Origin of the sequence: Vibrio xiamenensis, from assembly GCF_900100015.1 — a bacterium.
Lineage (GTDB): Bacteria > Pseudomonadota > Gammaproteobacteria > Enterobacterales > Vibrionaceae > Vibrio > Vibrio xiamenensis.
On record NZ_FNDD01000038.1, the window covers coordinates 20,414 to 45,215 of the forward strand.

A 24,802-nucleotide genomic window follows, 5' to 3' on the forward strand; every position below is an offset into this window, starting at 1 on the left:
TCACTCCTACTCAAGGCCGATAAGACGTTGCTCAATTAAGGCCACCTTCGCACGCGCCGCTTGAACGTTGCCATCAATGGTACTGATCGCGATATAACCGTTGGCAACCGCTACCCCTTCGGAGTTTTCGTTGCTGTCGCCAGCATCACCTTCTTTAAACAGCAACCCTTTTTTGCCTGTTAGAGAGCTTAGTGCAAGCGCATTCGCTTCATCTTCGCTCATACCGGCTGCAATTAACGCTTGAGTGGTGTAGTAGACCGCGGTTTCGTTGCTCGACAGATCGCCTGAGAACGCAAGTTCAATACCGCCGCTGTTCCAGCCGACATCGGTAAATTTGTAACCGAGGTTGTTATTCATATCTTCTGGTGTGTTGACGTTGAGCCCGGTGTAAGCCGGTAGCAGAGGTTGTCCCTGTGGGCGCTGCGCTTCAAGCTGAGCCACGATATCAACCACAGTATTTGCAACTAATTGAGATTGCTCAGGATCAGAGGCGGAACTTGAGCCTGCACTTACGGCGATAGATGGAACGCCGCGACTCAGTGCAATCATGGCTGCGCCAAGTGTGCCTGAGTTGTTATTCATATAGCCGAGGTTATTGCCTTCATTTGGGCCTGAAATCAGAAGATCCGGGTCTTGGCCCCAGACCTCTTGCGCGGCGACATCCAAACCATACATCGCGGCCATCACCGGTGTGCCTTCGGTAAATTTGCTAAACGCCACGCTGGTGTCTGTGTCGCCGACGCAGTATTCCTGAGTGCCAGCTTGGCTTTCATCGACATTCACTGGCTTGATGAAGTTCATTGCGCCGCCTTTACCACTTTGCCCTGTACACGGAGCAGCCATAATCACATCGTGGCCTGCGGCTTCGAGCGTATCTTTAAGCGTTTGAATGTTGGTGGTTTCCCAGCCATCATCGTTAGTCAATACGATATTGAGCGCCATGGCTGCTGGTGACAAAACAAAAGCGCTGGCAACGCTCATACCTAAGCAAACTGATTTTAGAGTTTTCATTTGAGTGTCCATTTTGGGCGAAAAGAAGTTCGAAATGGCAAGGCTGCGCTTTCGAATGGCTCTACTTTTGCCAAAAAATATGACGCTTTGGTTACACACATCTAAAGTGGTTGGGTCAAAGATATCCCAAAAAAATAACCTTTTAAAAACAGTTGCTTAATTGGCTTGTTTCAACGATGAAATCTGCTTTGGAGACATCTTTAAACGGTACTTGGCTTGCGGTTGCCCCTCTTGTTTATGACTTTCAAAGCCGCACTCATCTGCAAGTGGCTCGCCAAGCGCTTTTATCAGCGCCTCTTTAATCTTATTGCGGTTTTGATCGAGGGTTTTGGCGCGTATGCCGTTATCTTCAAGCTCTTTTTTGGCTCGGCCATGGCCGCCAAATTGTTCCATCAGTTTAAGCAGTGGTTTTGCCATCTCATGGCTGGGGCGATTAGTGGGCGGATTGACCACCCAGCCGTGCTCTTCTTGCTTGCGAAATTGTGCGTACCAGTACCAATAGAGGGTCGGCGTGATAGAAAGCGGAATATCAATATCAGAAATCCGTGCTTGCAGGTTGCCATCACAGCAAAGGAATTCCAGTGTGAGCGGTTGACTGGCGCGCTCAAGTAACTGGGTAAAATCGACTTTGGTTAACTCAAGCCGTTGGTCATCTGACCGTGGATCAAAGTAGCGCTGCAAATAGAGTAGATTCAACTTGGCTGCTGGGTGTTGAATGCGAAAGGCTTTAAGCTGCTTGAGCCACAATTTTAGCTGCCTTTTCGCCAAAACTTGGTCTTTGGCGAGCGATTGTAAGTGTTGCACAAGCGTTTGGTCTTGATGGCTGAAAGCAAATGACGAAGTGCGTTTTAGCAAGGTAACAAAGACAAAAAACAATGCCGTTAAGCTAAGCCAAGGCAGCGGTTTAAGTTGGCAATCGACGCGAAAAAATTGGTCAAGGAGTTGCGGTGAATGCAATGGAATTTGTAGGTCGAGAGTTGAGGTAGGTAACCAGCTTAGACGTCGAGTATTTGAGCTTGGCGAGGCGAGGCAATAGTCAAAAATCTGCAGCGGATTTTGCCATTCAATTTGGTTGAGCTGTTTAACCGTTTGCAGCTCAATCAGTTGGCTGGTCTGTGGGGATTGACCCATATCTGCAGCATCGTGCCAGGCTTGGTTGAGCTTAGGCGTAAGCTGGTGGTTAAAGTAATCTTGGTAGGTGCGGGCAATTTGCTGCGCACTCAGCAGGTAAGCGATGCAGGCAAATACACCAGTGCAGATCAGCAATTTCGGTTTGATTAAGTTGGTTAGCATTTAAATGTCTCGTGATTACAAGATGAATGGCGTAAACGGATTGGCTGCAGTGACGCTTGTCTTCAGAAGCCAAGAAGCCAAGAAGCTAAGAAGCGGTTAAGCGCACCAAGCGATCGTGAATTGCGCGAGTGAGAGCATCACCAGTAATTTGTCTGCTGATAAACCAAGCGCCCAGAGGCAGGTTGTCGGCAATGATTGCGTGAGTCATCGCGCCGCCGGTTTGGTTGATTGGGCTGAAGTTGCTGTCGGCTATCACGTCGACATCGCCGTTTTTAAGCGCTGTAATCAGTGCGCTGCGTGATGGATACAACCTGACTTGCTGCGCCTGTTCATCAAGACCAAATTTCGCCAGTTGCTTAAGTGGTATTTGATAACCAGAAAGGCTGTAACGGTCTGCAAGAAGGCCTATTTTGTGGTGCTGGAAATAATCTGTTGTCGGCGTGAAATCGTGCTGGTTTGAGTACCAATATGCGCTATAAGTTGGTAACTGAATCAGGTTGCGATAGTGGTCTTGATAATTGGGAATCAAACCGGAAAGACGATAGTCACGTTCCCACATCACATCGAAACGGTGCTGAAAAAGCATTTTCGGTGATAGCGCCTGACGAGTTTGCCACACCACTTTGACATTGGCGTAGTGGGCTAAAATGGTCGAGTCGACACAAAGCACACTCAGCGCCTTTTTCGCCATGGTATGGGCTGGAATCAAAATTGTCAGCGTGGGTTTGGAGGAAAGGCTGGTAAACCGCTCGGTGTCGGCACAGCTAAGCTGGTTAAACGCCACGTGTTTAGGCTTTGGAGTCTGAGCCGTAGGCGCGCTGAGCCAAACAAGCCCTGCGCCAAACAATAGGCTGATAAACACATGACATGCCAAGCGAATTTGCTGCTGTGACCATAGCTTGGCAACCAGAACATCCATTATATTTCTACCGCATCCAATTCCTTTTGGCGGACAAATTACGTCAAAGATATGAAACTAATATTACATTGACGGACTTGGTAAACGGAATTCTATCGCTCAATCCAAATCACTATGATCTGGCTCACGCATTGGTAGTAATGGGCATGATGCAAAGCTCATTCTAATGAAGTGGCCGTCAGAAGCCTTGCGTGTGCGTGGTATCGTATCGTTAGTTCGATGCTAAGGCGGCATAGTTGCGCAAATGTGAATAATTAATTGTGTATCATTTATGAAAACTATGATTGCGCTGGTTTTACATTAGCATTTTTTGCATCTATCTACGTTAAACGTCTGCTTAATCCTGCTAATTGCAGTGATATGTAAGATTAATTAAGTGAAAAGCAGCTATTTTGATGGCTTATTGATTTATTGACGCTCGTCATAGCAAGGAGTAATTTAACCTTAATTTCACAATGGGAATCTGGTCTAGATTCCGCACGAAACTTGCTCATAAAATTTGCTTGAGTACTCAGATTCTCACGTGACCGACAGCTTAGGTCTACTTGTTTTGAATTGCCTAGTCGGTTGCCAGCATCAACAGCGATTTCGTGTCGTCCCAGCTCAAATATATTCAAGATGGTTTCATGCAATTAGATAAAGTCAGCTCATCGCGCGAAGGCCAACCCGTGTGTTTAAAACGTGTTAACCGCAAGCGCTACAGCCGCCAGCAAGGCTACAGTTTTGCCAGCGACCTCCTCGCTGTTGAAGAGCCGTTGCAAATTAGCATTGAATGGCAAACGAGTGGAGCGTCGCAGTGTGAGATGTGGAGTATGACGATGCGTACCCCCGGCGATGACGTCAATTTGGTGTACGGCTTGCTGCTCAGTCAAAACGTCGTGGACTCGTGGTTGGATATTCAATCGGTACGCTGCTTTGACGAACACGTGAGCCATGCGATGAACCATGTTTTGGTCACGTTAAAGCAAGGGGTAGAACCACGTTTGGCGCCTTCGAGTCGGCGCTTTGTCAGCACGTCAAGCTGCGGTGTTTGCGGTGCAACCTCGGTCAAAGCGCTGCAGTTGTCACAGCGCCAAGTGATGGATGAATCTCATCATTGGCTGGCGCCAGAGCAAGTGCTGACTATGCCGCATTTACTCAATCAGAATCAGCAAATTTTTCACCAAACTGGTTCTGTGCATGGCGCGGCTTACATTGTGAATGGCGATGTGATCGCTGTGGCGGAAGATATTGGTCGCCATAACGCGGTTGATAAGCTGTTTGGTTATTTAGCGCGCAGCGAAGCTTGGCACCCACAAGGTGTGCTGGTACTTAGCAGCCGCGTCAGTTTTGAATTAATGCAAAAAGCGGTCATTGCAGGGGTGGCCGTCATCGTGTCGGTCGGCGCGCCATCGCAAGTCGCGGTGGATATCGCTCGCCAGTTTGATATGACCTTAATCGGGTTTACCAAGGCCGAGCACTTTAACCTTTACAACGGACACTGGCGGTTGATGCCAGAGCAAGAATAAGAAGAGAAGCTCATGAGTTATAAACAATATTCTGGATCTGCTGGTGGTTGGGGCGCGTTAAAAGCCACCACTCAGCATCTGTTTAAGAGTGAGAATGTCGCGAAAAACATTTCCAACTTACTGCGCACTAACCAAGACCACGGCTTCGACTGTCCGGGTTGTGCTTGGGGCGAAAAAGGCGTACCCGGTCGATTCCGTTTCTGTGAGAACGGCGCCAAAGCAGTAAACTGGGAAGCAACCACGCGCCGCGTTGACCGCGATTTCTTTGCTAAATACTCGGTGAGCTGGCTCAACAAACAAACCGACTACTACCTTGAATATCAAGGTCGTCTTAACGAGCCGATGCGCTACAACCCAGACACCGACCACTATGAGCCAATCTCATGGGATGAGGCGTTTGCGGTGATTGCGGAGCATCTCAACGCGCTTGAGTCACCAAATCAAGCCGAATTTTATACTTCAGGCCGTGCTAGCAACGAAGCGGCATTCGTTTATCAGTTGTTTGCGCGCCGCTTTGGCACCAACAATTTTCCAGACTGCTCTAACATGTGCCACGAAGCGACCAGTGTCGCGCTGTCTAAAACTATCGGCATCGGTAAAGGTACGGTGACCATCGAAGACTTTGAAATCGCCGATGCGATTTTCCTTTTCGGTCAAAATCCAGGTACAAACCATCCGCGCATGCTAGAAACACTTGCCTCTGCCAATAAACGTGGCGCGCAAGTGGTGGCGTTCAATAACCTTAAAGAGCGTGGGCTTGAGCGTTTTACTAACCCGCAGCATCCTCTAGAGATGTTGAGCAACGGCTCAACGCCAACCACCAGTCATTACTTTATGCCAAAGCTCGGCGGGGATATGGCCGTGGTGCGCGGCATCGTAAAAGTATTACTTGAGCGTCATATTCAAGCTCAGCAGCAGGGTGAAAGCGTGTTTGATCTTGAGTTCATCGCAGAGCATACCGAAGGTATGGATGAATATCTGGCAACGGTTTCGGCAACACCTTGGGAGCAAATTTTCGCCCAGTCTGGTCTGTCACAAGATGAGATCGTTCAAGCCGCGGATATTTACGCCAACGCGAAAACTCGCATTGTCACATGGGCAATGGGTGTTACGCAGCACAAACATTCGGTCGCAACCATTCAAGAATTGGTTAACTTGCAACTGCTGTTTGGTCAAGTTGGTAAACCGGGTGCAGGGCTTTGCCCAGTGCGTGGTCACTCCAATGTGCAGGGCGACCGCACTGTGGGGATCAACGAAAAACCGCCAGCCACTTTATTGCAAAATATCGAGTCGGTATTTGGCTTTGAGCCGCCAAAAGAGCACGGCCACAACGTGGTTAATGCGCTGCAAGCAATGAGCCGTGGCGAGAGTAAAGTGTTTATTGGCTTGGGTGGTAATTTGGTGGCGGCCGCGCCGGATACCGAGCGTGTGATGGCGGCAATGGCGCAATGTAACCTAACGGTGAACATAGCAACCAAACTTAACCGCAGCCACGTTAACCCAGGTAAAGATTCGATCATTCTGCCTTGTTATGGCCGTACTGATATCGATATTCAAGCCAGTGGCGAACAGAAAGTCACCGTCGAAGATTCATTTTCTATGGTGCACTCATCATCCGGTCGTGTAGATGTTAGCGGCGAGCTGATGCGCTCTGAAGTGGCGATCATTGTCGGCATGGCAAAAGCCACCCTTGGCGCGATGAATCCGGTCGACTGGCAGTCGTTGGCGGACAATTACAACAATATTCGTGATTACATTGAAAAGACCATTCCGGGCTTTACCCAGTTTAATCAACGCTTGGATAACCCTGGCGGTTTTTACCTTGGCAACAGTGCGCGCAGTTTGGTGTGGAATACGCCGCAGTCGAAAGCGCAGATCAGCAATAATGTGTTGCCAGAGAGCTTGCTCATCCACGATGTAAAAAGCACCCCCAAACGCCCAGTGTTTGTCTTGCAAACCATGCGCTCGCATGACCAATACAACACCACAGTGTATGGCTATGATGACCGTTATCGTGGCGTGTTTGGTGAGCGCAACGTCGTGTTTGTTAACCCACAAGACATTGAAGCGCTTGGCCTAAAAGCGGAAGACTTGGTGGATATCGAAACGCTGTGGACCGACGACAAAGTACGTAAAATTCACGGTTTCAAAGTGATTCCTTACCAGATTCCACAAGGTAATATTGCTGCCTACTTCCCAGAGGCGAACCCGCTGATTCCACTGGAAAGCAAAGGTGATTTCAGTGATACGCCAACCTCGAAGTCGATTGCAGTGGTTCTCACGCCAAGTGAAGTCCGTCAATTGGTACGCAGCGCTTAATTGTCAATTAGCCGAGCATTGCTAGCTTTATCGGAAAAAGCGCAGTCAGTAAAAAATAACACCGTTCATTTGATATGAACGGTGTTATTTTGTATGTCTACAAATGATTTTGGTTATGGGATCGCGTGATGTTAGGGTTTCGCCGCAAGGTAAATAGATATCTGCGAGTAATCCTTGTTTTCCATCGCGAACGCCATAAAATCCTGGCCGTCTAGAGTCACTATGTAGGGATAATGAGCCTTATGCTCAGGGACAATCTTATACAATTCGTGGGTTTTTATATGATATTCCCAGATACAGGCCCTAGCACCTGAGTTGTCAAAATAAATGATTGGTTTGGTTGGGTGCAGCGTAAAAGATTCAATGCCCCAATCTTCTGGGCGTATGCCAATTTCAGGGTTATAACCTTGTTTGTTTTCACGATCATAAATATAGAATGTGGACGCTTCGGCGAAGATCTCCAGATTGCTCTGGGAGTAATCCCGCATAGTGTTTAAATTACCAAACGCATCGTTTCCTTTATAGTTTTCTTTATGTATGTACCAACCATATGCAGCCATCCAACGCCCGCTGTCCGACACTGCATATGTATGTTTAGGGCCAAGCAATGAACGGTAAGTAGCGTACTCTTTTTCGGTAATTAGGCGAGGAGTCTCGCCACTGCCGACAGGATAGATCAGTAAGTTTTGGGTCGGACCTGATGGGCGAGCTTCACCACCATCGCGGGTGATAAATAAATACCCTTGTTTTACATCCAGCAGAGAAGTTTGATAATTCCAGTCTTGACTGACATTCAGCCGTCTTTGCACTCCGGTGCTACTGTTGATTTCATAAACTTCGTATTGCTCGCTTTTTTTCAGCGCAACATACAGATAGATGACGTTATCATGTACTCCCGCTGCAACTCCCATGATCTGGGGGTAACCTTCCTCAAAATGTGCTAGTTCTTTACGTGGCCACGGTTTGTAGGATGCAGGGTCAGAGTTCACGGCATTTGCAGACAGTATACTGAGATCATCGCCATTAGGCATCGACATTCCCGATAACAGTGCTGCGACTGCGGGCGTATTCTTACCGCTGTGGGAAGAATTTTGTGCTTCAGTAGTCTTATAATAATCCTCTTTAAGGCGTTTATACGCATTGAGATAGCTCTGTTCACACAGTCCATTGTTGCTGGATGAAGAGCAAGCACTGTTACGTGATTTCAGCCATTTCAACTGAGTTTTTTTTAGCTCAGCCTTATCATCAGTAGACTGATAAGCTCGGCGGTACATTACGCTGAGTAGTGTATCCATTTGGTCGAGTGTTTTATCAGCACAAATTGTTTTTTCAGTGGCGGTGGTGGCTTTACCGCAGTCAAAGCCTGCAGCCGATGTTTGAGGCGGCACCAACAAACCTGCAGTTAAAGCAGTTGCAGCAAGGAAAGTAACCCGTAACATATAAATCCTGTATTTGATTAACCTGAACGGGTGAGAGTAACACACAGCAAAGGACGTCTTATTGGCAGAAAATCACAGACATATAACGGCAATGCTGTGTATGCAAAATAGTAATCAAAAATAGTGCTTTTACTTAATCGTATGAGCTGCAAAATTATTTCTAAGTTTGTAAAAAGTAAAAAACCGATAGCTATTGCAGTAGTCTATCGGTTTATCTCTACGTCAGTAGATTTTGCGAAGCACGCTAAGAAAGTAGTCGGTCATAACTGCGTTATGGTAACTCAGTGCGATTATTCATTGTTACCAAATTTTTCTAGCGCTAACACGATGCCGATCGCGCACAGCATCAGAAATACCGCTAAACCGAGCTGAGCTGGTTGTGATGTCACCGATTCAAAATTAAACGGCGATAAGTTGTTTTGTAGCAGCGGTACCATCTCACCTTTAGAGTTAGTACGCCATGAAATGGTCTCTTTCCAAGGCCAGATCTTTGGCAGTGTGCCGAGCATTAAGCCGATCAAGAATAGGAATGTTTGGTCGCGGTAACGTTTAAGCAGCCACGACAATAAGTGTGAGAAGCTCAGTAAGCCAATCACGCAGCCACACAAAAACATCACTAAGATTGAGAACTCAGCATTTTTTACCGCCGCAAGAATGGGCGCGTACATGCCAATCATCAGCAAAATAAAACTGCCAGATACACCCGGTAGAATCATGGCGCAGATAGCAATCGCACCGGCAATCAAAATGTTGATAGAAGTGGGCTCAAGATGCAGCGGTTTGAGCACGGTAATGCTGTAGGCGACGCCAATCCCAACAAGCAGGAACACAAAACTCAGCGCGGTCTTTTTCTCCACCTGTTTGAGCATGTGGTAAACCGACACCAAAATCAGGCCAAAAAAGAATGACCACAAAGGTACCGGGTGGGTGGCGAGTAGCCAAGAAATGAGTTTCGCCAATGTCGCGATGCTGGCCAAAATACCACCAAACAGTGCGATCAGAAAAAAGCCGTTGATATGAGCGAAGGCTGCTTTAAAACCGTCGCGTTTCCAAATTCCAAGTAGGGATGGATTCACACGTCGAATGCTTTCAAGCAGGGTATCGTAAATACCGGTGATAAATGCAATGGTACCGCCAGAGACGCCGGGGACGACATCCGCTGCGCCCATGGCCATTCCTTTTAAGAAGGTCGTTATGTAGTTCATTTATTAATTAATGATTGTGATTAGGATTGTGGAAGTATACCGATTTCTATTTCCAAGATTGTAAAAAAAGTACGAAATTATTGAATTGATAAACTTATTGATAAGGGTGTTGGTGCATATCGTTTTGCGTTTAATTGCAAATTGCATTCGCATAATGCAAATGAACTGGTCATTTATTAGGCATTTACGCTCATAAAGGCACAAAATAGGACTAAATAAAGTTGGCACGTCTTGTGCTTATATAGATATGACCCTTATTAAGCCGAGGGTCACCTAGCCAACTGACGTTGTTAGTGAATATCATTTGTTCACAACTTATGTAGCCAATCGAAGAATATTTCGGTTGGCTTTTTTTTATCCTCAATTTACTGATTTGGTCGTCTTACGAATAAGAACACCATTCTCTTTACTCTGTTTCCTACAAGTACCCCTTTGCCTGTCCCAGACTTGCTACGCGGTTTGCGCTGACAATATTTTGCTGTGCTGCTTACGGCTTGTTGACAGTGCCTGCTTGGCAGGTGGCTATGAAAAATTCCAGTCATGTAAGTCAGTATTCCAGAGCGTGGATTGCGCTCGGAGCAAATGAATTGCTCGTAGCTCGTTAAGGAAGATGAGACCAAACAGTAAAGAGGTTGTATGAATCAAGTCATTTCTATCGGTACGCTAGAATCTTTCCTTATCGCGATTGGCGTGCTTTTCGTTGGTCATTTTGTTAACTCTAAACTTCCGCTGTTGAAACGGTTTAATATTCCAGAGCCCATTGTGGGCGGTTTGATCGTCGCGTGTATCATCACTATTCTTCATTTTCGTGGCGTTGATATGGAATTTTCACTGCCGCTGCAAAACACTTTTATGTTGATGTTTTTTAGCACGGTCGGCTTGGCGGCCAACTACACCCAGTTAATGAAAGGCGGCATGAAAGTGTTTGTGTTTCTCGCGGTGGCATCGTTTTACATTGTGCTGCAAAACACCGTTGGGGTAGGCCTTGCCAGTCTGCTGGGGCTAGACCCACTGATGGGGCTGATTGCCGGTTCGATTACGCTATCTGGCGGTCATGGTACGGGCGCGGCTTGGGCGCAAACCTTTCAAGATAATTACGGTTTGACCAATACCCTTGAAATTGCGATGGCATCGGCCACATTTGGTTTGATCATCGGCGGTATCATTGGCAGCCCAGTGGCGGATAAGCTAGTCACTAAGAACGATTTGAAGTCCGACTATGGCGAAAAAGGTCATGTTCATGATACTCACCCGGAAGTCGTGACCTATAACGAGTACGAAGAAGAGAAAATTACGCCGAAAAAGGTCATCGAAGTGCTGTTCATTTTGTTGATTTGTGTCACCGGCGCCAAATATTTAGAGCAGTGGGTAAGCACCTTTGAAATCAGTTGGTTGATGATTCCTGATTTCGTCTATGCGCTATTTATCGGGGTGTTTATCACCAACGTACTTGAAGTTACTAAGATGCGAAAGCTCGATACTGATACGGTGGATGTGCTCGGTACGGTGTCATTGGCGCTGTTTTTGGCCATGGCACTGATGAGTCTGCGTTTATGGAACATCTTTGACTTGGCGCTGCCGTTTTTGGTGATTCTTGGCGTCCAGTCGGTAGTGCTGGGCTTATTTGCCTACTTTGTGACGTTCAAAGTGATGGGCTCAAACTATGACGCCGCGGTTATCTCTGGTGGTCACTGTGGGTTTGGCCTTGGCGCCACACCGACCGCGGTGATGAACATGGGATCGCTAGTGACCAAATTTGGCCCATCTCCACAAGCTTTTATGGTGGTGCCTATTGTGGGGGCTTTCTTTATCGACATCGTTAACCTGATCATTTTGCAAGGCTTTATTACCTTTATGGGTTAAGCATATTGGTTTGAACAAATATGGATGGATCACAAGGGTTGTAGAATAAAGAAACGCTGTAGATAGACAAAAAACGCGCTCGAAGTTGAGCGCGTTTTTTTATGCCCTTAAGGTCAGGCGAGTGCCATCAAATTTGAGGTGGCTGAGCAGTTTTTTCGCCGCTTCTTGGCCGAGTTCATCAAATTCGACCCCGTATCTGGCGTAGTGTAGCGAACGTTGCAAATTACACACTTTGCCATTCAGTGGTGCGAGGCTGGCATCGTTTTTATTGCGTACCACCACTTCAAGGCGAATCAAATCCCCTACTTGAAAGCTGCGCGCCAGTGGGGTGGTGACAAAACGGCAACCCCCTTTGGACAAATCGCGAATTTCACACTCGACTTTGCGGTCATCAGCGCAGATCCGCGCGCCCAAATTTAGCTCGTAACGTGGCTCTTTACGCAGTTGTGCCACTTCCATGGTGCGCGGTACTGAAATCGCCACCATAGGAATCGGGTGCTGGTAGAGATGAACGATTTGGCTGCGAAAATGCACCAAAGCGCCTTCGCCGCGCTGGGAAATTGCGCGTACCACTAACCAAAATCCTTCTTGGAAGAAGTACTCAAGGTCGTCGTCATTGATCTTGGGAAGCTCAATCAGCGCGACATTTTCAGAATGTTTACCAATAAAAGTGGTTGTCGCGCGAAAGGAAGTTCCAACCGGGGTGGTAATGCCAATCGTCATTTCACCACCGTGTTCGATCATCGCTAAAGCGTCCGTACTATTTAGCGTTGAATGTGTTTTTTTTATCACTGTTGATTACTTATTATTTTGTTTGTGAAGCTGTTATAAAAGCGTTGCGTTGCGAGCTGTGCCTTTATATGTCCATCCCCTAATACAACCACATATTATGTGTGGCGTGACTTTAGTTCAAATACGAGGTTCGGTAATTTATTTGATCTAGTTATCAAAACTGAACTTATGTGTACTCAAAAATGAGAATTCGTTGATTGTTGATAGTTTTTGAGAATGGTTTTTGTTGCGATATTGAAAGTTTGGATTGTTGGTGTAAGCAATGAAAGGTAAGTGTGCTGGGGGGGGGGGCAGTACTTGAGCGACAAAATAACCCGTCAAGTACTGAGCAGAGAAGCGTGATTACAGTTTGACTCGCGCCATGTAGTAAGTGTCTATGTATTCACCTTGGCGAAACACTGAACCTTTGGCTTGGCCTTCAATTTCAAAGCCAAACTTTTTGTAGCAAGCGATGGCGCCTTCGTTATCGCAGTTGACTTCAATTTGAACGCGTTTGATTTGCAGCCAGTTATCGGCAAGCTCAAGTACGGTTTCGATCATCTTCGAGCCAATGCCGCGGTTGTGATAATCATCGTGTACGCCAATACCAAAACTCGCGCAATGGGCGGTTCTTGGGCGTTGTGAATGCTCAAAGCCGATATTACCGACCACTTTGCCATCCACTTCAGCAACAAATGAGTACACGCCAACGGGCATGGATTCGAGTCGTTTGGTCCACATATCAATCGAAGGTTTTGGCAGTTGCAGCGTACCCGCTTGTGCTTTGGGCTGCGAATAGATGTTGGCGACAGCGGCAGCATCGCTGACTTGCGTCGGGCGAATCAAAATCTCCATGCAATTTTCCTTTATTTGATATGAGAAACAGCACCTTATAACGAAAATTTAGTAAAGAAAAGCATTAAGCATGTTAATCAAGTGTTGGTAAAATAACCGCCGCCAGTTACTATGCTTTCTTTTGTAAGGACGTGAGTCATGACCGCTCTTAAACGCTGGCAAACTCCCCAGCACTTTTTAATTTTTGTTTCTATCATCGTGCCGATCGCTTTTTCAAGCTGGATGGCGCTACTCAATAACTTTGTGGTGGAAAAAGCCCATTTCGATGGCGCAGATATCGGTTTACTGCAGAGCGTGCGTGAAATTCCAGGCTTTCTCGCCTTTACTGCGGTGTTTGTGCTGCTGTTTATTCGCGAACAACGCTTTATGTTGATCTCTCTGGCACTGCTGACGCTTGGAACTGCAATCACTGGCTTTTTTCCTTCCCTGTTTGGATTGCTGTTTACAACGCTGGTGATGTCGACCGGATTTCATTATTTCGAAACGCTTAAGCAGTCACTGTCTCTGCAGTGGCTAAATAAAGATGAAGCGCCTGAGATGCTGGGTAAGATGATATCCATTGGCGCATTAGCCTCACTGCTGACTTATGGCGTGCTGTGGGTGATGCTGGAAGTGCTCAAACTTGATTACACCACAGTGTATCTCAGCACTGGCGGTTTAGGTTTGGTACTGGTGATTGTCGCTGCGCTGATTTTTCCAGAGTTTCAATCCCACACACCACAAAACAAGAAGTTAGTGCTGCGCAAACGTTATTGGCTCTATTACGCGTTGACGTTCATGAGCGGCGCAAGACGTCAGATTTTTACCGTGTTTGCGGGCTTTTTGATGGTGGAAAAGTTTGGTTATTCGGCGGGCGACATCACCATGCTGTTTATGATTAACTATGTATTTAACTTCTTGTTTGCTAAACGTATTGGCCGCTTTATTGGCGTGATTGGCGAGCGCAGCGCCTTGGCGTTTGAATACGTCGGTTTGATTTTGGTGTTTGTGGGTTATGCCATTGTCACCACCTCAGAGTGGGCGGCGGCGCTGTATGTGGTTGACCATCTGTTCTTTGCTTTGGCTTTGGCGATCAAAACCTATTTCCAGAAAATTGCGGATCCTGCGGATATGGCATCGACCGCTGGCGTGTCGTTTACCATCAACCACATTGCGGCGGTGGTGATTCCGGTGACGTTTGGTTTGATCTGGTTGGTCTCTCCGGCGTGGGTGTTTTATATCGGCGCGGCGATGGCGGCGGTTTCATTGCTGCTGGCATTGAACATTCCGCGCCAACCGGCCCATGGCAACGAAACCCTGCGTTTTCGTTTAAGTTAATTTGCCGATTGGGTTTCTGGTTGATTGGATTCGACAAACAAAAACAGCGCTTAGGCGCTGTTTTTTTATCCCTAACCGATATCGACTTTGGCAATGTGCGTGAGGCTAAGGCTTACGGGCCAGAGTAGTTTCGTCACAAAGCTGCTGCGGCACAGGTTTGTTTGGAATCAGAGTTGTTTGGGCACAGAGTTGTTTCGGTATTAAGCAAACAGACGTTCCAGATTGTAGAGCTCTTCAATATGGCGCAAACTGGCGTTAAACGACAGCAGCGAATGTTTGGCGGCAACATCGCCAATCACAATCAGTGCTGGAGCGCCGACTTTCGCCTGTGCAACTTTGCTTGGCAGTTCGCTAAGGTTTGCACACACCACTTGCTGATTATCGCGACTGGCGCAGTGCACCACGGCCGCGGGCGTGTTGGCACTTTTTCCGCCGGCGATCAATTGCTCGCAGATCGAGTCAAGTTGGCTCATGCCCATCAAAATCACTAAGGTGCCATCGAGTTTGGCGTACAGCGACCAATCTTGTGGTTCTTTGCCTTGTTTTAAATGCCCGGTAACGACATGAAACGCGGAGGCGCAGTCACGATGAGTGACCGGAATACCGGCATAAGCCAGACCGCCAATCGCCGAGCTGATTCCCGGCACCACTTCAAATTCCACACCATTTTCGACCAAGGCTTCCGCCTCTTCACCGCCGCGACCAAACACATACGGATCGCCGCCTTTAAGGCGAATCACCCGTTTACCTTGCTGTGCGTAGTGAACCAGAGTTTGGTTGATTTCGTGCTGTGGAATCGGGTGGAAGTTTGGCAATTTGCCGACGTTAATTTTTTCGCAGCCACTTGGCGCTTCACGCAAAATTTCCGCGCTGACCAGACGATCAAACACCAAGACATCCGCGCTGCGAATCAAATGCAACGCCTTAACGGTTAACAGTGTCGGGTCGCCAGGGCCGGCGCCCACTAGCCAGACTTTTCCGTTCATAATCCAATCCTCATTACGTCTTTGGCGATCATTAATTCTTCATTGGTGGCGATGACCGCAAGGGTTATTGGACTCTCATCACGAGAAATAATCATTGATGTAGCGCGGTTTTTCTCCACATCTATCAGAATATTTAATGGTTGTAGCGATGTGCAGATTTTCACGCGAATCGCCGCAGCATGTTCACCAATGCCACCGGTAAAAATGATCGCATCCACATGGCCGAGTTTGACCAAATACTGACCGATAAACGCGCGCACTCGCTCAATAAACATCTCTAGCGCCAATGCCGCACGTTGATTGCCTTGCTCGGCGGCTTGTTGTAAGTCGCGGCAGTCATGAGAGAGACCGGATACGCCAAACAAACCACTTTGCTGATTGATCATCGTGTTGAGATCGCTTGCGCTTAAGGACTCTTTTTCGGCGAGAAATGGCAAAATCGATGGATCAATATCGCCGCAGCGAGTCCCCATCATTACGCCAGCGAGCGGCGTGAATCCCATCGATGTCTGTATTGAGCGTCCATGCTCTATCGCGCACAGACTCGAACCGTTTCCTAAGTGGCAAGTAATCAAATTCAGCTGCTCAAGGGGGGTATTGCAGGCGTTGGCGTAAGCCTGGCTAACGTATTTATGGCTGGTGCCGTGAAAGCCATAACGCCGGATGTGGTAGCGCTGATAATACTCATAAGGAATCGGATAGAGATAATCTTTCGCCGCTAAGGTGTGGTGAAATGAGGTATCAAATACCGCAACGGCCTTGGCGAGCGGAAGCGTATTCATAAACGCGCGAATGCCAACCAAGTTGACTGGGTTGTGCAGCGGCGCAAGTTCGCACAGTTGCTCTATTTGGGTTAATGCGCGCTCGTCGATAAGCGCTGAGTCGTGAAAAACTTCGCCGCCATGGGCCACGCGATGGCCGACACCGCTGATTTCGTCCAGTTGGCTGACGACGCCAACTTCAAGCAGGTGATGAACAATCAGTTCGACGGCTTGTTGGTGATTGTCGACCGACAGGATATGTTCGATGTATTGGTTGGAATATTTGAGGGTAAAGCGTGCGTCACTTAGACCAATTCGCTCAACAATGCCTTGGCATAGTGTGGTTTCTTGCGGCATCGCAAACAGCTGAAACTTAAGCGATGAGCTACCCGCATTGATGGCGAGAATTTTAGTTTGCATTGGCCTCTCCTTGTGGTCGTGAATCAACGTTAAATTGTGGTCTGCGGTGGGCCGAGACCAGACAGATAATCGATGAGTGGCTCAATACCTTGGCCGCTGTACGATGAGGTAACAAAAATGGGCGCAGCACCTGCGCCGCTCAGATGCTCAGTGGCGAACGCTAAATTGGCACTGCTGTCATCCGCTTTAGTGACAATGCCGATCACCGGTTTATTGAACACACTGGCAAACAGTGGCGCGAACACGTCTTGTTCGGTGGTGGCGCTGTGCACCAGACCAATCACATCGGCATCGTAGGAGGTGGTGATTAGCGCGCTATTCAGGCGGCGGTTTTCTAAATACTCACCCGGCGTATCGATTGAGTTGGCTTCGCACTCGAGCGCTTGAGTTTTATGATATTTGAGCGGCGCACCGCGCAATTTTTGTAGCAGGGTGGTTTTGCCGCATTGGGTTTGGCCGATAAGCATCAAACGTTGCATGGCTTAAGTCCTAGTAATGTCGCAAGGGGTGAATTTGAGCTGCTGGCTGAGAATATGAATCACCTGTTTTAAGGCATACTCCACTGCCGACACATCGCCGGTTATCACCACAGCGCCCGTAAAACGGTCGATAAAGCCGATTTCGACATTGCCAGATTTGGTGGTGATGTCGCTGGCGATGATCGCGCCTTCACTGGGAGTGATGGTCAAAATTCCAATCGCGCTGGCTTGCTCGTTCAACCCCAATTTTTTGTAGATAGCTTGATTGGGGTTGGCGATAAGATGGGCGAGAGTCACCTGCTTACCTGGCACATATTCTTGAATAATGCGCGTTTTGCTTGCCTCGCGGTCATCGATTTGGCTTTGTGGGTCAAACATATCGGCCTCCTAACTCTTGCTACAGCAGTTGTTGCCAAAGATCGGCGTGAGGTTTGGCAATCACGCTGGCATGCACCAGCAGACCTTTTTCGCCAGCTTTAAGGCTGGCAACTTGCACCGCCGAGCTCACATCGGAAACATCGCCATTGACCACCAAATAGCATTTTCCGCCAATGCCAAACGCCATATGAATACGCAGCAAGGTGACGTTGGCGGCTTTCACTGCGGCATCGGCAGCGTCAACGCAGGTTGCGACGCTGTAGGTTTCCACAACACCAATTGATTGTTTGGTATCGGGTTGGGTTACACCGCTCAGCGCAGGCAATACGCTGGCGTGGACATTGGCGAGCACGAAGCTGTCGATCGCCATATGACCGCCTTGTTGCTCACCGTTTTGCACCGACTGTTTGACCGCAGCGATTTCGCCGCCGACCATCACGATGTATTTACCCGGACAGATGGTTTTGGCCGATAGCAAAGTGACATTGGCGCTTTTTAGCATCACGTCACACACTTCAATGCCTTTGGCAATGCTGTTGAGTTCGACTAATCCAATTGCATGATGCATAAGCTTATCCTCGACTTAAAATGATGGCGCTGTCGCTTATCGCGCTGACGATGCCATTAATACTGGCGTGCTGGGCAACGCTCAGTGCGTTTGGCGCAGCCGTGGCGATGCAGTCACCCACTTGCACGCGTTCTCCGACTTCCACGCATGGCGTGGCGGTCGCGCCGATGTGCTGACTGAGTAAAATGGTGACTTGTTGCGGTTGCCAATCGAGCGTGGTCAGCGGCGCTTGATGATAGAAAGGCTCAAGTTTTAAACGCGCGATCAAGCGATTGATCGGTACTAAGCGATGCTCGGCCATTGGGTCTTGCTGCTCAATCGGTTCGCTGTATTTGGCGCCGCTTGCACGCAGCTCTTTTTTGAGTATTTGATTGATGCGCATCGGCGAAATTTCGACCGGGCAGGCGTAACTTTCACACACGCTGCATTCTGAGCAAGTGAGCGCTGAAAGCAGGGTAGACGGTTTGGCAAATTGCTTATAACTCATCGACTTTACCAGCTCATGAGGCGAGAGTTCATGGCCAATCAAATGGCGCGGGCATAAGTCAGTACACAGCCGACACTGCTCACAGACGGTTTTGGCCATCGCCATGATTTGCTCATCGCTGCGCAGCCGCCGATTGATCAGCAGATGATCGTCTGGAAACGCCAGTATGCCGCCGGTGGTTTTGGTGACGGGGGAATCAATATCGGCCAAGTATTTGCCCATCATCGGTCCGCCGTTAATGTAGGCCGGATTGCTAACGGTCGCGCCGCCTGCCAGTTCAATCAACTGCGAGATTTTGGTGCCAATCGGCACATTCACGGTCATCGGTTTGGCGATGGCGCCGTTTAAGGTCAGCACGCGATGCGTGACGGGAGTTTGATCGTCGATGGCATGAGCAAGGTTAATCAGGGTCTGAACATTATTGACCACCACGCCAATACTGATTGGAATCTGCGCCGGAGGCACACGACGCCCGGTGGCCAACCAGATGGTGATCACTTCATCGCCCGCCGGATAGACATCGGGCAAAATATGCAGTTTTACATTGGCGGGTAATTTGGGAGTAAGGGTATCGATTGCCGCTTGATATTTGGCTTTTAACGCAATGATGCCTTGTTTGGCGCCGGTTGCTTGCATCGAATAGCCTAACCCGCGCAGCAGTGCATCACTTTCGCTGACCATCAATTGCTGATCGACTTTTAGCATCGGCTCGCATTCAGCGGCGTTGACCAGCACGATCTCCGCCTTAGATTGCAATTTCACATAGGTGGGAAACCCAGCGCCGCCTGCACCAACGATGCCGCTTTGCTGAGCGATATCGACGATGTGTTCTGAGCTGAGCGGTTTCAGCGGGCTGTCTAAGCTTGCAGTATTCATAGCAGTGCCTCAATGATGGTTCGAACTTGGGCGGCGCTTGGCTGGTAGGGCGAGGTTGCCAACGTTGAATCGTTTAATGCGGCGTTGATCATCGCCGACATATGTTCCATAGCTTGTGCGCGGTTGACGTCCAGCGCGCGCAGCGAAGCGGTGATTTGCAGCTGTTTTTGCAGTTTTTGAATATGAAATATGAGCTGATTGACACCGGTTTCTGGCGTCGCCTGAGGCTGACAAAAGCGCAAATGTTTCGCCAGCCGCGCATAGCGTTTGGCGGCGCGCGGTGAAAATCGCGCGTTAAAGCGCACCACATGAGTGAGCAAAATCGCGTTCGCCAGCCCGTGGGCAATATGGAACTGACCGCCAAGTTGATGAGCGATAGCGTGATTCAGCCCAAGCCCGGATTGACCAAACGCCGTTCCCGCCAAGCAAGAAGCGTTATGCAGTTTCTCCCGAATTGCCAAGCAGGCGCCATTTTCATACGCCACCGGAAGATAGCGAAACACAATATGAATGGCTTTTTCGGCTAAGGCGTCGCTAAAGTCGGTGCTGTTGGTCGCCACATAGGCTTCAAGGGCGTGGGTGAGTACATCCATGCCGGTGTTGGCGGTGACCTTCGGCGGTACGGTGACCACAAACTCAGGGTCGAGCAGGGCGATATCCGGGTAGATACTGCGCTCAAACAGCGGATATTTGATGCCTCTTTCTGAGTCGGTGATAACCGACGCGCTGGTCACCTCGGAACCCGTGCCACTGGTGGTTGGAATTGCAATGCAAGCGTCAATGTTGACTCCCAAATGGCTGGCGAAAAACACCATCGCCTTAGCGGCATCAATGGCAGAACCGCCGCCAAAGCCAATCACCACATCGGGTTTGATGCGCAGCAGCACTTCAATGCCCGCCACGACAGTTTTGATGTTGGGATCGGGCTGAATGTCACTGTAGACGCTGACATGGTTACCGACTAACGGCGCTTTAAGCCGTTCGATCGCCGCGCCGTTTGCCAAAAATGGGTCGCACACAATCCACACCGTTTTGCCTTGAAAACGGCGCAAATATTCCAGGCTGTCCGCCCCACTGTAGATGGCGGTTGGCAGAGCAAAACGTTTCATGCTTCACTCCTTAGCGAATCGAAAAACCGTTGGTCAGAGTGCAGCGTCTTAGGCGGCAGAAGGTTTTCGCTGACGTGGTGCCTTCCCCGGTTGGTGTGGCAATGGTGAAGGTATTAAAGCCCTCTGCGCCATAGCCGATACCGGCATAAGATGGCCCGTTTTTGACGAAAATCGAGGTCTGCATCAACTGGGCAACTTTGTTAAGCCGTGATACGTTTTGCGAATGCATGGTTGCGGTGTGGTGCAGACCGCCTTCGACCTTAAGTGCCAGCGCCAATCCTTGTTCGAAATCGGCGACGCGCGCAATTGGCAACACTGGCATCAGTTGTTCGAGCATCATCAACGGGTCATCGGCTGGGGTTTCGACAATCAACAGTTTTGGCGCTTTAGCCGGACAGTGCAGCCCCGCGGTTTGCAATATAACTTGTGGGTCTTTACCAATGAGCTTGCGGTTGATTTTGCCATCCACCACGCACGCGGCTTTAAGCGCGCTCACTTGTTGCGGCTCGCTAATCAACAGTGCGCCATATTCTCGCATTTGCGCAATCAGTTGATCGGCGACGGCATCGACCACCACCACGGCTTTTTCGGCGATGCAGGGCAGGTTATTGTCCAGTGAGGCACCAGAAACGATATCTTGCGCCGCTTTGACGATTTCTGCGGTTTCATCGACTAAACACGGTGGATTGCCAGCGCCAGCGCCAATGGTTTTTTTGCCGCTTTTCAGCGCCATGGTGACAATGGCTGGGCCGCCAGTGACTGCGAGCACCGCAATGTCTGGGTGAGCCATCATTTTCTGGGTGTTGTCAAAGCTCGGTTCGGCAACGGTGACCACCAAATTACGCACGCCGCAGGTTTTGTAAATCAGTGCTTCGATTTTTTCAATCAACCAGATTGAAAGGTTTTTCGCGCCAGGGTGAGGGCTGAAATAAATCGCGTTACCGGCCGCCAACATGCTGATGCTATTGTTAATAATGGTCTCAGTGGGGTTAGTGCTAGGAGTGATTGAGCCAATGACGCCAAATGGCGAATACTCAAACAGCACCATGCCATCATCGCCAGTGAGCGCGGTGGTTTTGAGATCTTCCACGCCCGGTGTTTTTTCCAGCGCGAGACGATTTTTTAAGATTTTATCGCCGACATTGCCCATGCCCGTTTCTTCGACCGCCTGTTCGGCCAGTTGCGTCACATCGTCGGCCAGTTGCTCACGAATCGCGGTGATGATCGCGCTGCGACATTTCAGTGGTAGCTGGTGGTATTGCAAATAAGCTTGGCGCGCGGCGCGGATTGCGCTGTCGACATCGGCAAAAATCGCCACATCGCCGCTTGCCGCTGTTTGGCTTTGCGCGGGTGCGGTGAGTTTCTCACTTAGGATTGAACGAATTAAACCTTCGAGTTGTTCGCTGCTGATGGTTGATGATTGATCACTCATAATGGTATTCCCCTAAATTCCTTGTAATGCCGCTTGGGCAATTTGCATGTCCTGTTCAACGCTGCCGCCGCTGATGCCAATTGCGCCGATTAATTGTTGCTGGTTGAAAATCGGATAGCCGCCGCCAAAAGAGACGATCTTGCCGCTGCAGCTGGCTTCCAATTGATACAAATCCTGCCCTGGCTGTACGGCCTGATGCAGTTCATGGGTCGGCATTTTCAGCGCTGCCGCACTGTAGGCTTTTTGCAGCGCTAAGTGAGTGCTGACCAGCAGTGCGCCGGGCATGCGATAGTGAATAATGGTGTTGCCGTGGCGGTCTACCAGCGCGAACACAATCGGTATGCCAATTTGCTGCGCTTTCGCTACGGCCAAATTAAGCAGCTTTAATGTTTGCTGTGTGGCGCTGGGTAATGCATTGCTTGCTGTGCTTTGTTGTGCGCAGGTGGCCGGTGTTGTGTCGGTTTGCACGCTTGTAGTGGCCTGATTCGCCTGACTCATCGCGGCTTGATAACGCGCGCTGATGGTGGTGACCAAACCTTGCAACTGGGCTTCGATATCTTCGCGTCTTGCCAGTGCGTATAGCGCATCAGACAGGCGATTGAGATAGCGAATCAGCTCGGGGCGCAAGTTTAGCTCGTGGCTTAACGCAATCACGCGCCGTTCGGCGCGGCGAGCAATGGCGCGCGCCAGATGCAAACGACTGGCGGCTTCGCATCGTCCAGGCAGCACAAAACTGTGTACTGGCGGCACTTGCGCCATCGCGTTATCAATCGCACGCTCTAAAGCGCTGATGTCGGTATCGGTGATGCGTTTTTGCATCTCATCACGAATGTGTGCATTGGGCGCCGCCAGTTCAGCGCCCAAGTAAAACAGCTGAAATTGAATTCGATCGAGCAGCTCTTGGTGGCGAGTCACTTGCAGCGCTTTTTGCGCCAAACTGATCGCGGCGTTGAGTTCATCGACGGTGCCGTAGGTTTCCACCTGCGGCGCGATTTTCTCGACTCGCGACCCTCCGACTAAAGCGGTGGTGCCTTTGTCGCCAGTTTTGGTGTAAATCCCCATAACGCCTCCGAGTTACTGGTTTGCAGGCATTTCGCTGCAAGAAATCGAATCGACAATGGCGACAATGCATAAATCTGCCGCCGAGTGGGAATCATCCAACACCATGCGCGCCGAAGAGCCGCGCGTGACCAGCACCAATTCGCCATCTCCAGCGCCCACCGAATCGATGGCCACTTCCAAACGGCAATTGGCGTTGACCTCGCCGCTCGGGTGAGCGGCTTGAACTAGCAACAGTTTTTTGCCAGTCAATGAATGAGATTTTTGGGTCGAAACAATCGAGCCCATGACTTTGACTAATTGCATAATCTGTTCTCCGCATATACCCAGGGAATATGCCGCGCGATGAAGGTTTCTTTGGCCATTAGGGTGATAATGGTGCCGCGTGCCACCACCGCAATGCCATGTTCAACTTGACTGATGTCGCGATAAGCGAGCACCGATTGCGCGTAAAGATGCAGTGCCTCACCGCACTCGCTTTGCCAGTGAAAAGGTAAGTGTTGTAGCGCTTTCACGGGCAGCGCTAAGCACAGGGTAGTCGCCACACTCAGGTGCACATCAAGGCCAAGTTGAATCAGAGCGAAAAGATGCAGCGCCCGCGCACTTTGCCCATCACAGCGAGCAAGCTCGCACACCAAGTCCAAACCAACATCGTCAATGACAATATGTTGATGGCGCGCTGCGATACTCAGTGGCAGCGGTTTATCAAGCGCGCAAGCGGGCAGGTGATACACCGCCTGTTGACGTTCGATAAGCAGTGCAACAATGCGGTCGACGATGGGTTCGATGGGGGCTGTGGCTTGATTCATAGCAATAACCCGTTAACGTTTACTCGCGAATCGGCATGGGCCGGTCGGCAGTAACCGCGCATAAGCGTCGGGATTAGTCAGATCGGCGGCGTTGGCTTCGTCGGTATCAAGGTGCATCTCAAGCGCCATATTGGGCGCAACGCGCACCGCAACTTGGTCAAACACGGTGCGCCGCGCCGAGCCTTCAATCGCAACTTTTATGTAATCGCCCTGACTGACGCCATAAATCAGCGCATCCAGTGGTGACATATGAATATGACGCAGCGCGACAATCACGCCGTGCGGCAGTTCGAGTTCGCCGTGTTCACTGACCAGTTTCAATCCCGGCGTTTGGCTCAAATGTCCTGAAAGGCGCAGCGGCGCGCTGATGCCTAATGCTCTGGCATCGGTTTGCGAAATTTCGACCTGAGTTTGGCTGCGCAGTGGACCTAAAATGCGTACTTTTTTTAGTGCGCCTTTTGGGCCGACTAAAGTCACCGTTTGCTCGGCCGCATATTGCCCGGGCTGCTTTAACATTTTGCGCACGCTAATTGGCTGATTGGGAAACAGAGTCTGATAATCGCCCTCACACAAATGCACATGATGGTTAGAAATTCCCACCGGAATAGGGCGCTCACGCATTTCGCTGATGACTTTGTTCACCGCTTGTTTTACTTGTCCGATATTCACTCTACTTCACCTTTTTAAAATGCAAACAACGCTGTTTAGGCTCGCCTTTTTTTCGCGTACAGAGTGGGTCGCCGCACAGATTGCAGCTTGAGCCGTTGACGATACGCGGCGCTTTGGGTGCTAACGTTGCGGGTGCTGCGCTGGCGGCGCTTAACTTTGCCGCAGTCGATGTCACCGGCTCCAATTTAACGCTTGGCGCTTGCGATGAAGCGGTATGGGGCGCAGACTTGTCTGGCTCTGGCTCTGGCTCTGGCTCTGGCTCTGGCTCT

Annotated in this window: 24 protein-coding genes; 5 read left to right on the forward strand and 19 right to left on the reverse strand. The window is 49.5% G+C overall.

The features are described 5' to 3' along the window. Window positions 1-6: 6 nt before the first annotated feature. The 3 genes from BLS03_RS22355 to BLS03_RS22365 all read right to left on the reverse strand — a co-directional run bounded on the left by BLS03_RS22355 (window position 7) and on the right by BLS03_RS22365 (window position 3,223). Window positions 7-1,011, reverse strand: a complete 1,005-nt coding sequence (locus BLS03_RS22355) for a 5'/3'-nucleotidase SurE (RefSeq protein WP_093279095.1) — start codon at window positions 1,009-1,011, stop codon at window positions 7-9. Between the two features lie 156 nt (window positions 1,012-1,167). After that, window positions 1,168-2,304, reverse strand: a complete 1,137-nt coding sequence (locus tag BLS03_RS22360) for a hypothetical protein (RefSeq protein ID WP_093279096.1) — start codon at window positions 2,302-2,304, stop codon at window positions 1,168-1,170. An 85-nt stretch (window positions 2,305-2,389) separates the two neighbouring features. Then, complete coding sequence (locus BLS03_RS22365; RefSeq protein WP_093279097.1) at window positions 2,390-3,223, reverse strand: type 2 periplasmic-binding domain-containing protein; 834 nt, start codon at window positions 3,221-3,223, stop codon at window positions 2,390-2,392. Window positions 3,224-3,849: 626 nt separating this feature from the next. On the opposite strand from BLS03_RS22365, the gene BLS03_RS22370 reads away from it, so the two are divergent. Both BLS03_RS22370 and BLS03_RS22375 read left to right on the forward strand, forming a co-directional pair. After that, window positions 3,850-4,731: a formate dehydrogenase accessory sulfurtransferase FdhD gene (locus BLS03_RS22370; protein WP_093279098.1), complete on the forward strand. Its 882-nt coding sequence runs from the start codon at window positions 3,850-3,852 to the stop codon at window positions 4,729-4,731. A gap of 12 nt (window positions 4,732-4,743) precedes the next feature. Next, the gene (locus BLS03_RS22375; protein ID WP_093279099.1) at window positions 4,744-7,050 is read left to right on the forward strand and encodes an FdhF/YdeP family oxidoreductase; all 2,307 of its coding nucleotides are present in this window, start codon (window positions 4,744-4,746) and stop codon (window positions 7,048-7,050) included. A gap of 131 nt (window positions 7,051-7,181) precedes the next feature. On the opposite strand, the gene BLS03_RS22380 is transcribed toward BLS03_RS22375, so the two are convergent. Then, on the reverse strand, window positions 7,182-8,489 hold the full coding sequence (locus BLS03_RS22380; protein WP_093279100.1) for a lysozyme inhibitor LprI family protein: 1,308 nt from the start codon (window positions 8,487-8,489) through the stop codon (window positions 7,182-7,184). A gap of 290 nt (window positions 8,490-8,779) precedes the next feature. Then, window positions 8,780-9,694 (reverse strand): polyprenyl-phosphate transporter, encoded by a 915-nt coding sequence (locus tag BLS03_RS22385; protein ID WP_093279101.1) that lies wholly within the window; start codon window positions 9,692-9,694, stop codon window positions 8,780-8,782. 636 nt (window positions 9,695-10,330) lie between these two features. Here BLS03_RS22385 and gltS point away from each other — a divergent pair. Then, a complete protein-coding gene (gene gltS / locus BLS03_RS22390; protein WP_093279102.1) occupies window positions 10,331-11,557 on the forward strand; it encodes a sodium/glutamate symporter in 1,227 nt (408 codons plus the stop codon). A gap of 99 nt (window positions 11,558-11,656) precedes the next feature. Here gltS and BLS03_RS22395 read toward each other — a convergent pair whose 3' ends face one another. Both BLS03_RS22395 and BLS03_RS22400 read right to left on the reverse strand, forming a co-directional pair. Then, complete coding sequence (locus BLS03_RS22395; protein WP_093279103.1) at window positions 11,657-12,301, reverse strand: flagellar brake protein; 645 nt, start codon at window positions 12,299-12,301, stop codon at window positions 11,657-11,659. Window positions 12,302-12,691: 390 nt separating this feature from the next. Next, entirely contained in the window at window positions 12,692-13,183 is a 492-nt protein-coding gene (locus tag BLS03_RS22400; RefSeq protein ID WP_093279104.1) for a GNAT family N-acetyltransferase, read from the reverse strand. 138 nt (window positions 13,184-13,321) lie between these two features. On the opposite strand from BLS03_RS22400, the gene BLS03_RS22405 reads away from it, so the two are divergent. Beyond that, window positions 13,322-14,500, forward strand: a complete 1,179-nt coding sequence (locus BLS03_RS22405) for an MFS transporter (protein WP_093279105.1) — start codon at window positions 13,322-13,324, stop codon at window positions 14,498-14,500. Between the two features lie 200 nt (window positions 14,501-14,700). On the opposite strand, the gene cobA is transcribed toward BLS03_RS22405, so the two are convergent. Genes cobA through BLS03_RS22465 form a run of 12 tightly spaced genes read right to left on the reverse strand, consistent with a single transcriptional unit; the run spans window position 14,701 to window position 24,533 of the window. After that, complete coding sequence (gene cobA, locus BLS03_RS22410; RefSeq protein WP_218122038.1) at window positions 14,701-15,486, reverse strand: uroporphyrinogen-III C-methyltransferase; 786 nt, start codon at window positions 15,484-15,486, stop codon at window positions 14,701-14,703. Continuing rightward, window positions 15,483-16,667 (reverse strand): acetate/propionate family kinase, encoded by a 1,185-nt coding sequence (locus BLS03_RS22415; protein WP_093279107.1) that lies wholly within the window; start codon window positions 16,665-16,667, stop codon window positions 15,483-15,485. Before BLS03_RS22415 ends, cobA begins: the two co-directional genes overlap by 4 nt. 29 nt (window positions 16,668-16,696) lie before the next feature. Beyond that, the gene (locus BLS03_RS22420; protein ID WP_093279108.1) at window positions 16,697-17,146 is read right to left on the reverse strand and encodes a EutP/PduV family microcompartment system protein; all 450 of its coding nucleotides are present in this window, start codon (window positions 17,144-17,146) and stop codon (window positions 16,697-16,699) included. Between the two features lie 3 nt (window positions 17,147-17,149). Continuing rightward, complete coding sequence (gene eutS, locus BLS03_RS22425; RefSeq protein WP_093279109.1) at window positions 17,150-17,524, reverse strand: ethanolamine utilization microcompartment protein EutS; 375 nt, start codon at window positions 17,522-17,524, stop codon at window positions 17,150-17,152. A 19-nt stretch (window positions 17,525-17,543) separates the two neighbouring features. Continuing rightward, window positions 17,544-18,092, reverse strand: coding sequence for a BMC domain-containing protein (locus tag BLS03_RS22430; protein WP_093279110.1), 549 nt, complete (start codon window positions 18,090-18,092; stop codon window positions 17,544-17,546). 4 nt (window positions 18,093-18,096) lie between these two features. Beyond that, a complete protein-coding gene (locus BLS03_RS22435; protein ID WP_093279111.1) occupies window positions 18,097-19,455 on the reverse strand; it encodes a 4Fe-4S dicluster domain-containing protein in 1,359 nt (452 codons plus the stop codon). Further along, on the reverse strand, window positions 19,452-20,564 hold the full coding sequence (locus BLS03_RS22440) for a 1-propanol dehydrogenase PduQ (protein ID WP_093279112.1): 1,113 nt from the start codon (window positions 20,562-20,564) through the stop codon (window positions 19,452-19,454). Before BLS03_RS22440 ends, BLS03_RS22435 begins: the two co-directional genes overlap by 4 nt. Window positions 20,565-20,574: 10 nt before the next feature. Further along, entirely contained in the window at window positions 20,575-21,996 is a 1,422-nt protein-coding gene (locus tag BLS03_RS22445; protein WP_281241247.1) for an aldehyde dehydrogenase family protein, read from the reverse strand. A 12-nt stretch (window positions 21,997-22,008) separates the two neighbouring features. Next, window positions 22,009-23,058: a cob(I)yrinic acid a,c-diamide adenosyltransferase gene (locus tag BLS03_RS22450; RefSeq protein ID WP_093279113.1), complete on the reverse strand. Its 1,050-nt coding sequence runs from the start codon at window positions 23,056-23,058 to the stop codon at window positions 22,009-22,011. A gap of 12 nt (window positions 23,059-23,070) precedes the next feature. Then, window positions 23,071-23,361, reverse strand: a complete 291-nt coding sequence (locus BLS03_RS22455) for a EutN/CcmL family microcompartment protein (protein WP_093279114.1) — start codon at window positions 23,359-23,361, stop codon at window positions 23,071-23,073. Further along, window positions 23,352-23,864, reverse strand: coding sequence for a PduM family microcompartment protein (pduM, locus tag BLS03_RS22460; RefSeq protein ID WP_093279115.1), 513 nt, complete (start codon window positions 23,862-23,864; stop codon window positions 23,352-23,354). Before pduM ends, BLS03_RS22455 begins: the two co-directional genes overlap by 10 nt. 12 nt (window positions 23,865-23,876) lie before the next feature. After that, complete coding sequence (locus BLS03_RS22465; RefSeq protein ID WP_245696777.1) at window positions 23,877-24,533, reverse strand: phosphate propanoyltransferase; 657 nt, start codon at window positions 24,531-24,533, stop codon at window positions 23,877-23,879. An 80-nt stretch (window positions 24,534-24,613) separates the two neighbouring features. On the opposite strand from BLS03_RS22465, the gene BLS03_RS25510 reads away from it, so the two are divergent. Beyond that, on the forward strand, window positions 24,614-24,802 hold a 189-nt coding region (locus tag BLS03_RS25510), incomplete at its 3' end, for a hypothetical protein (protein WP_218122039.1).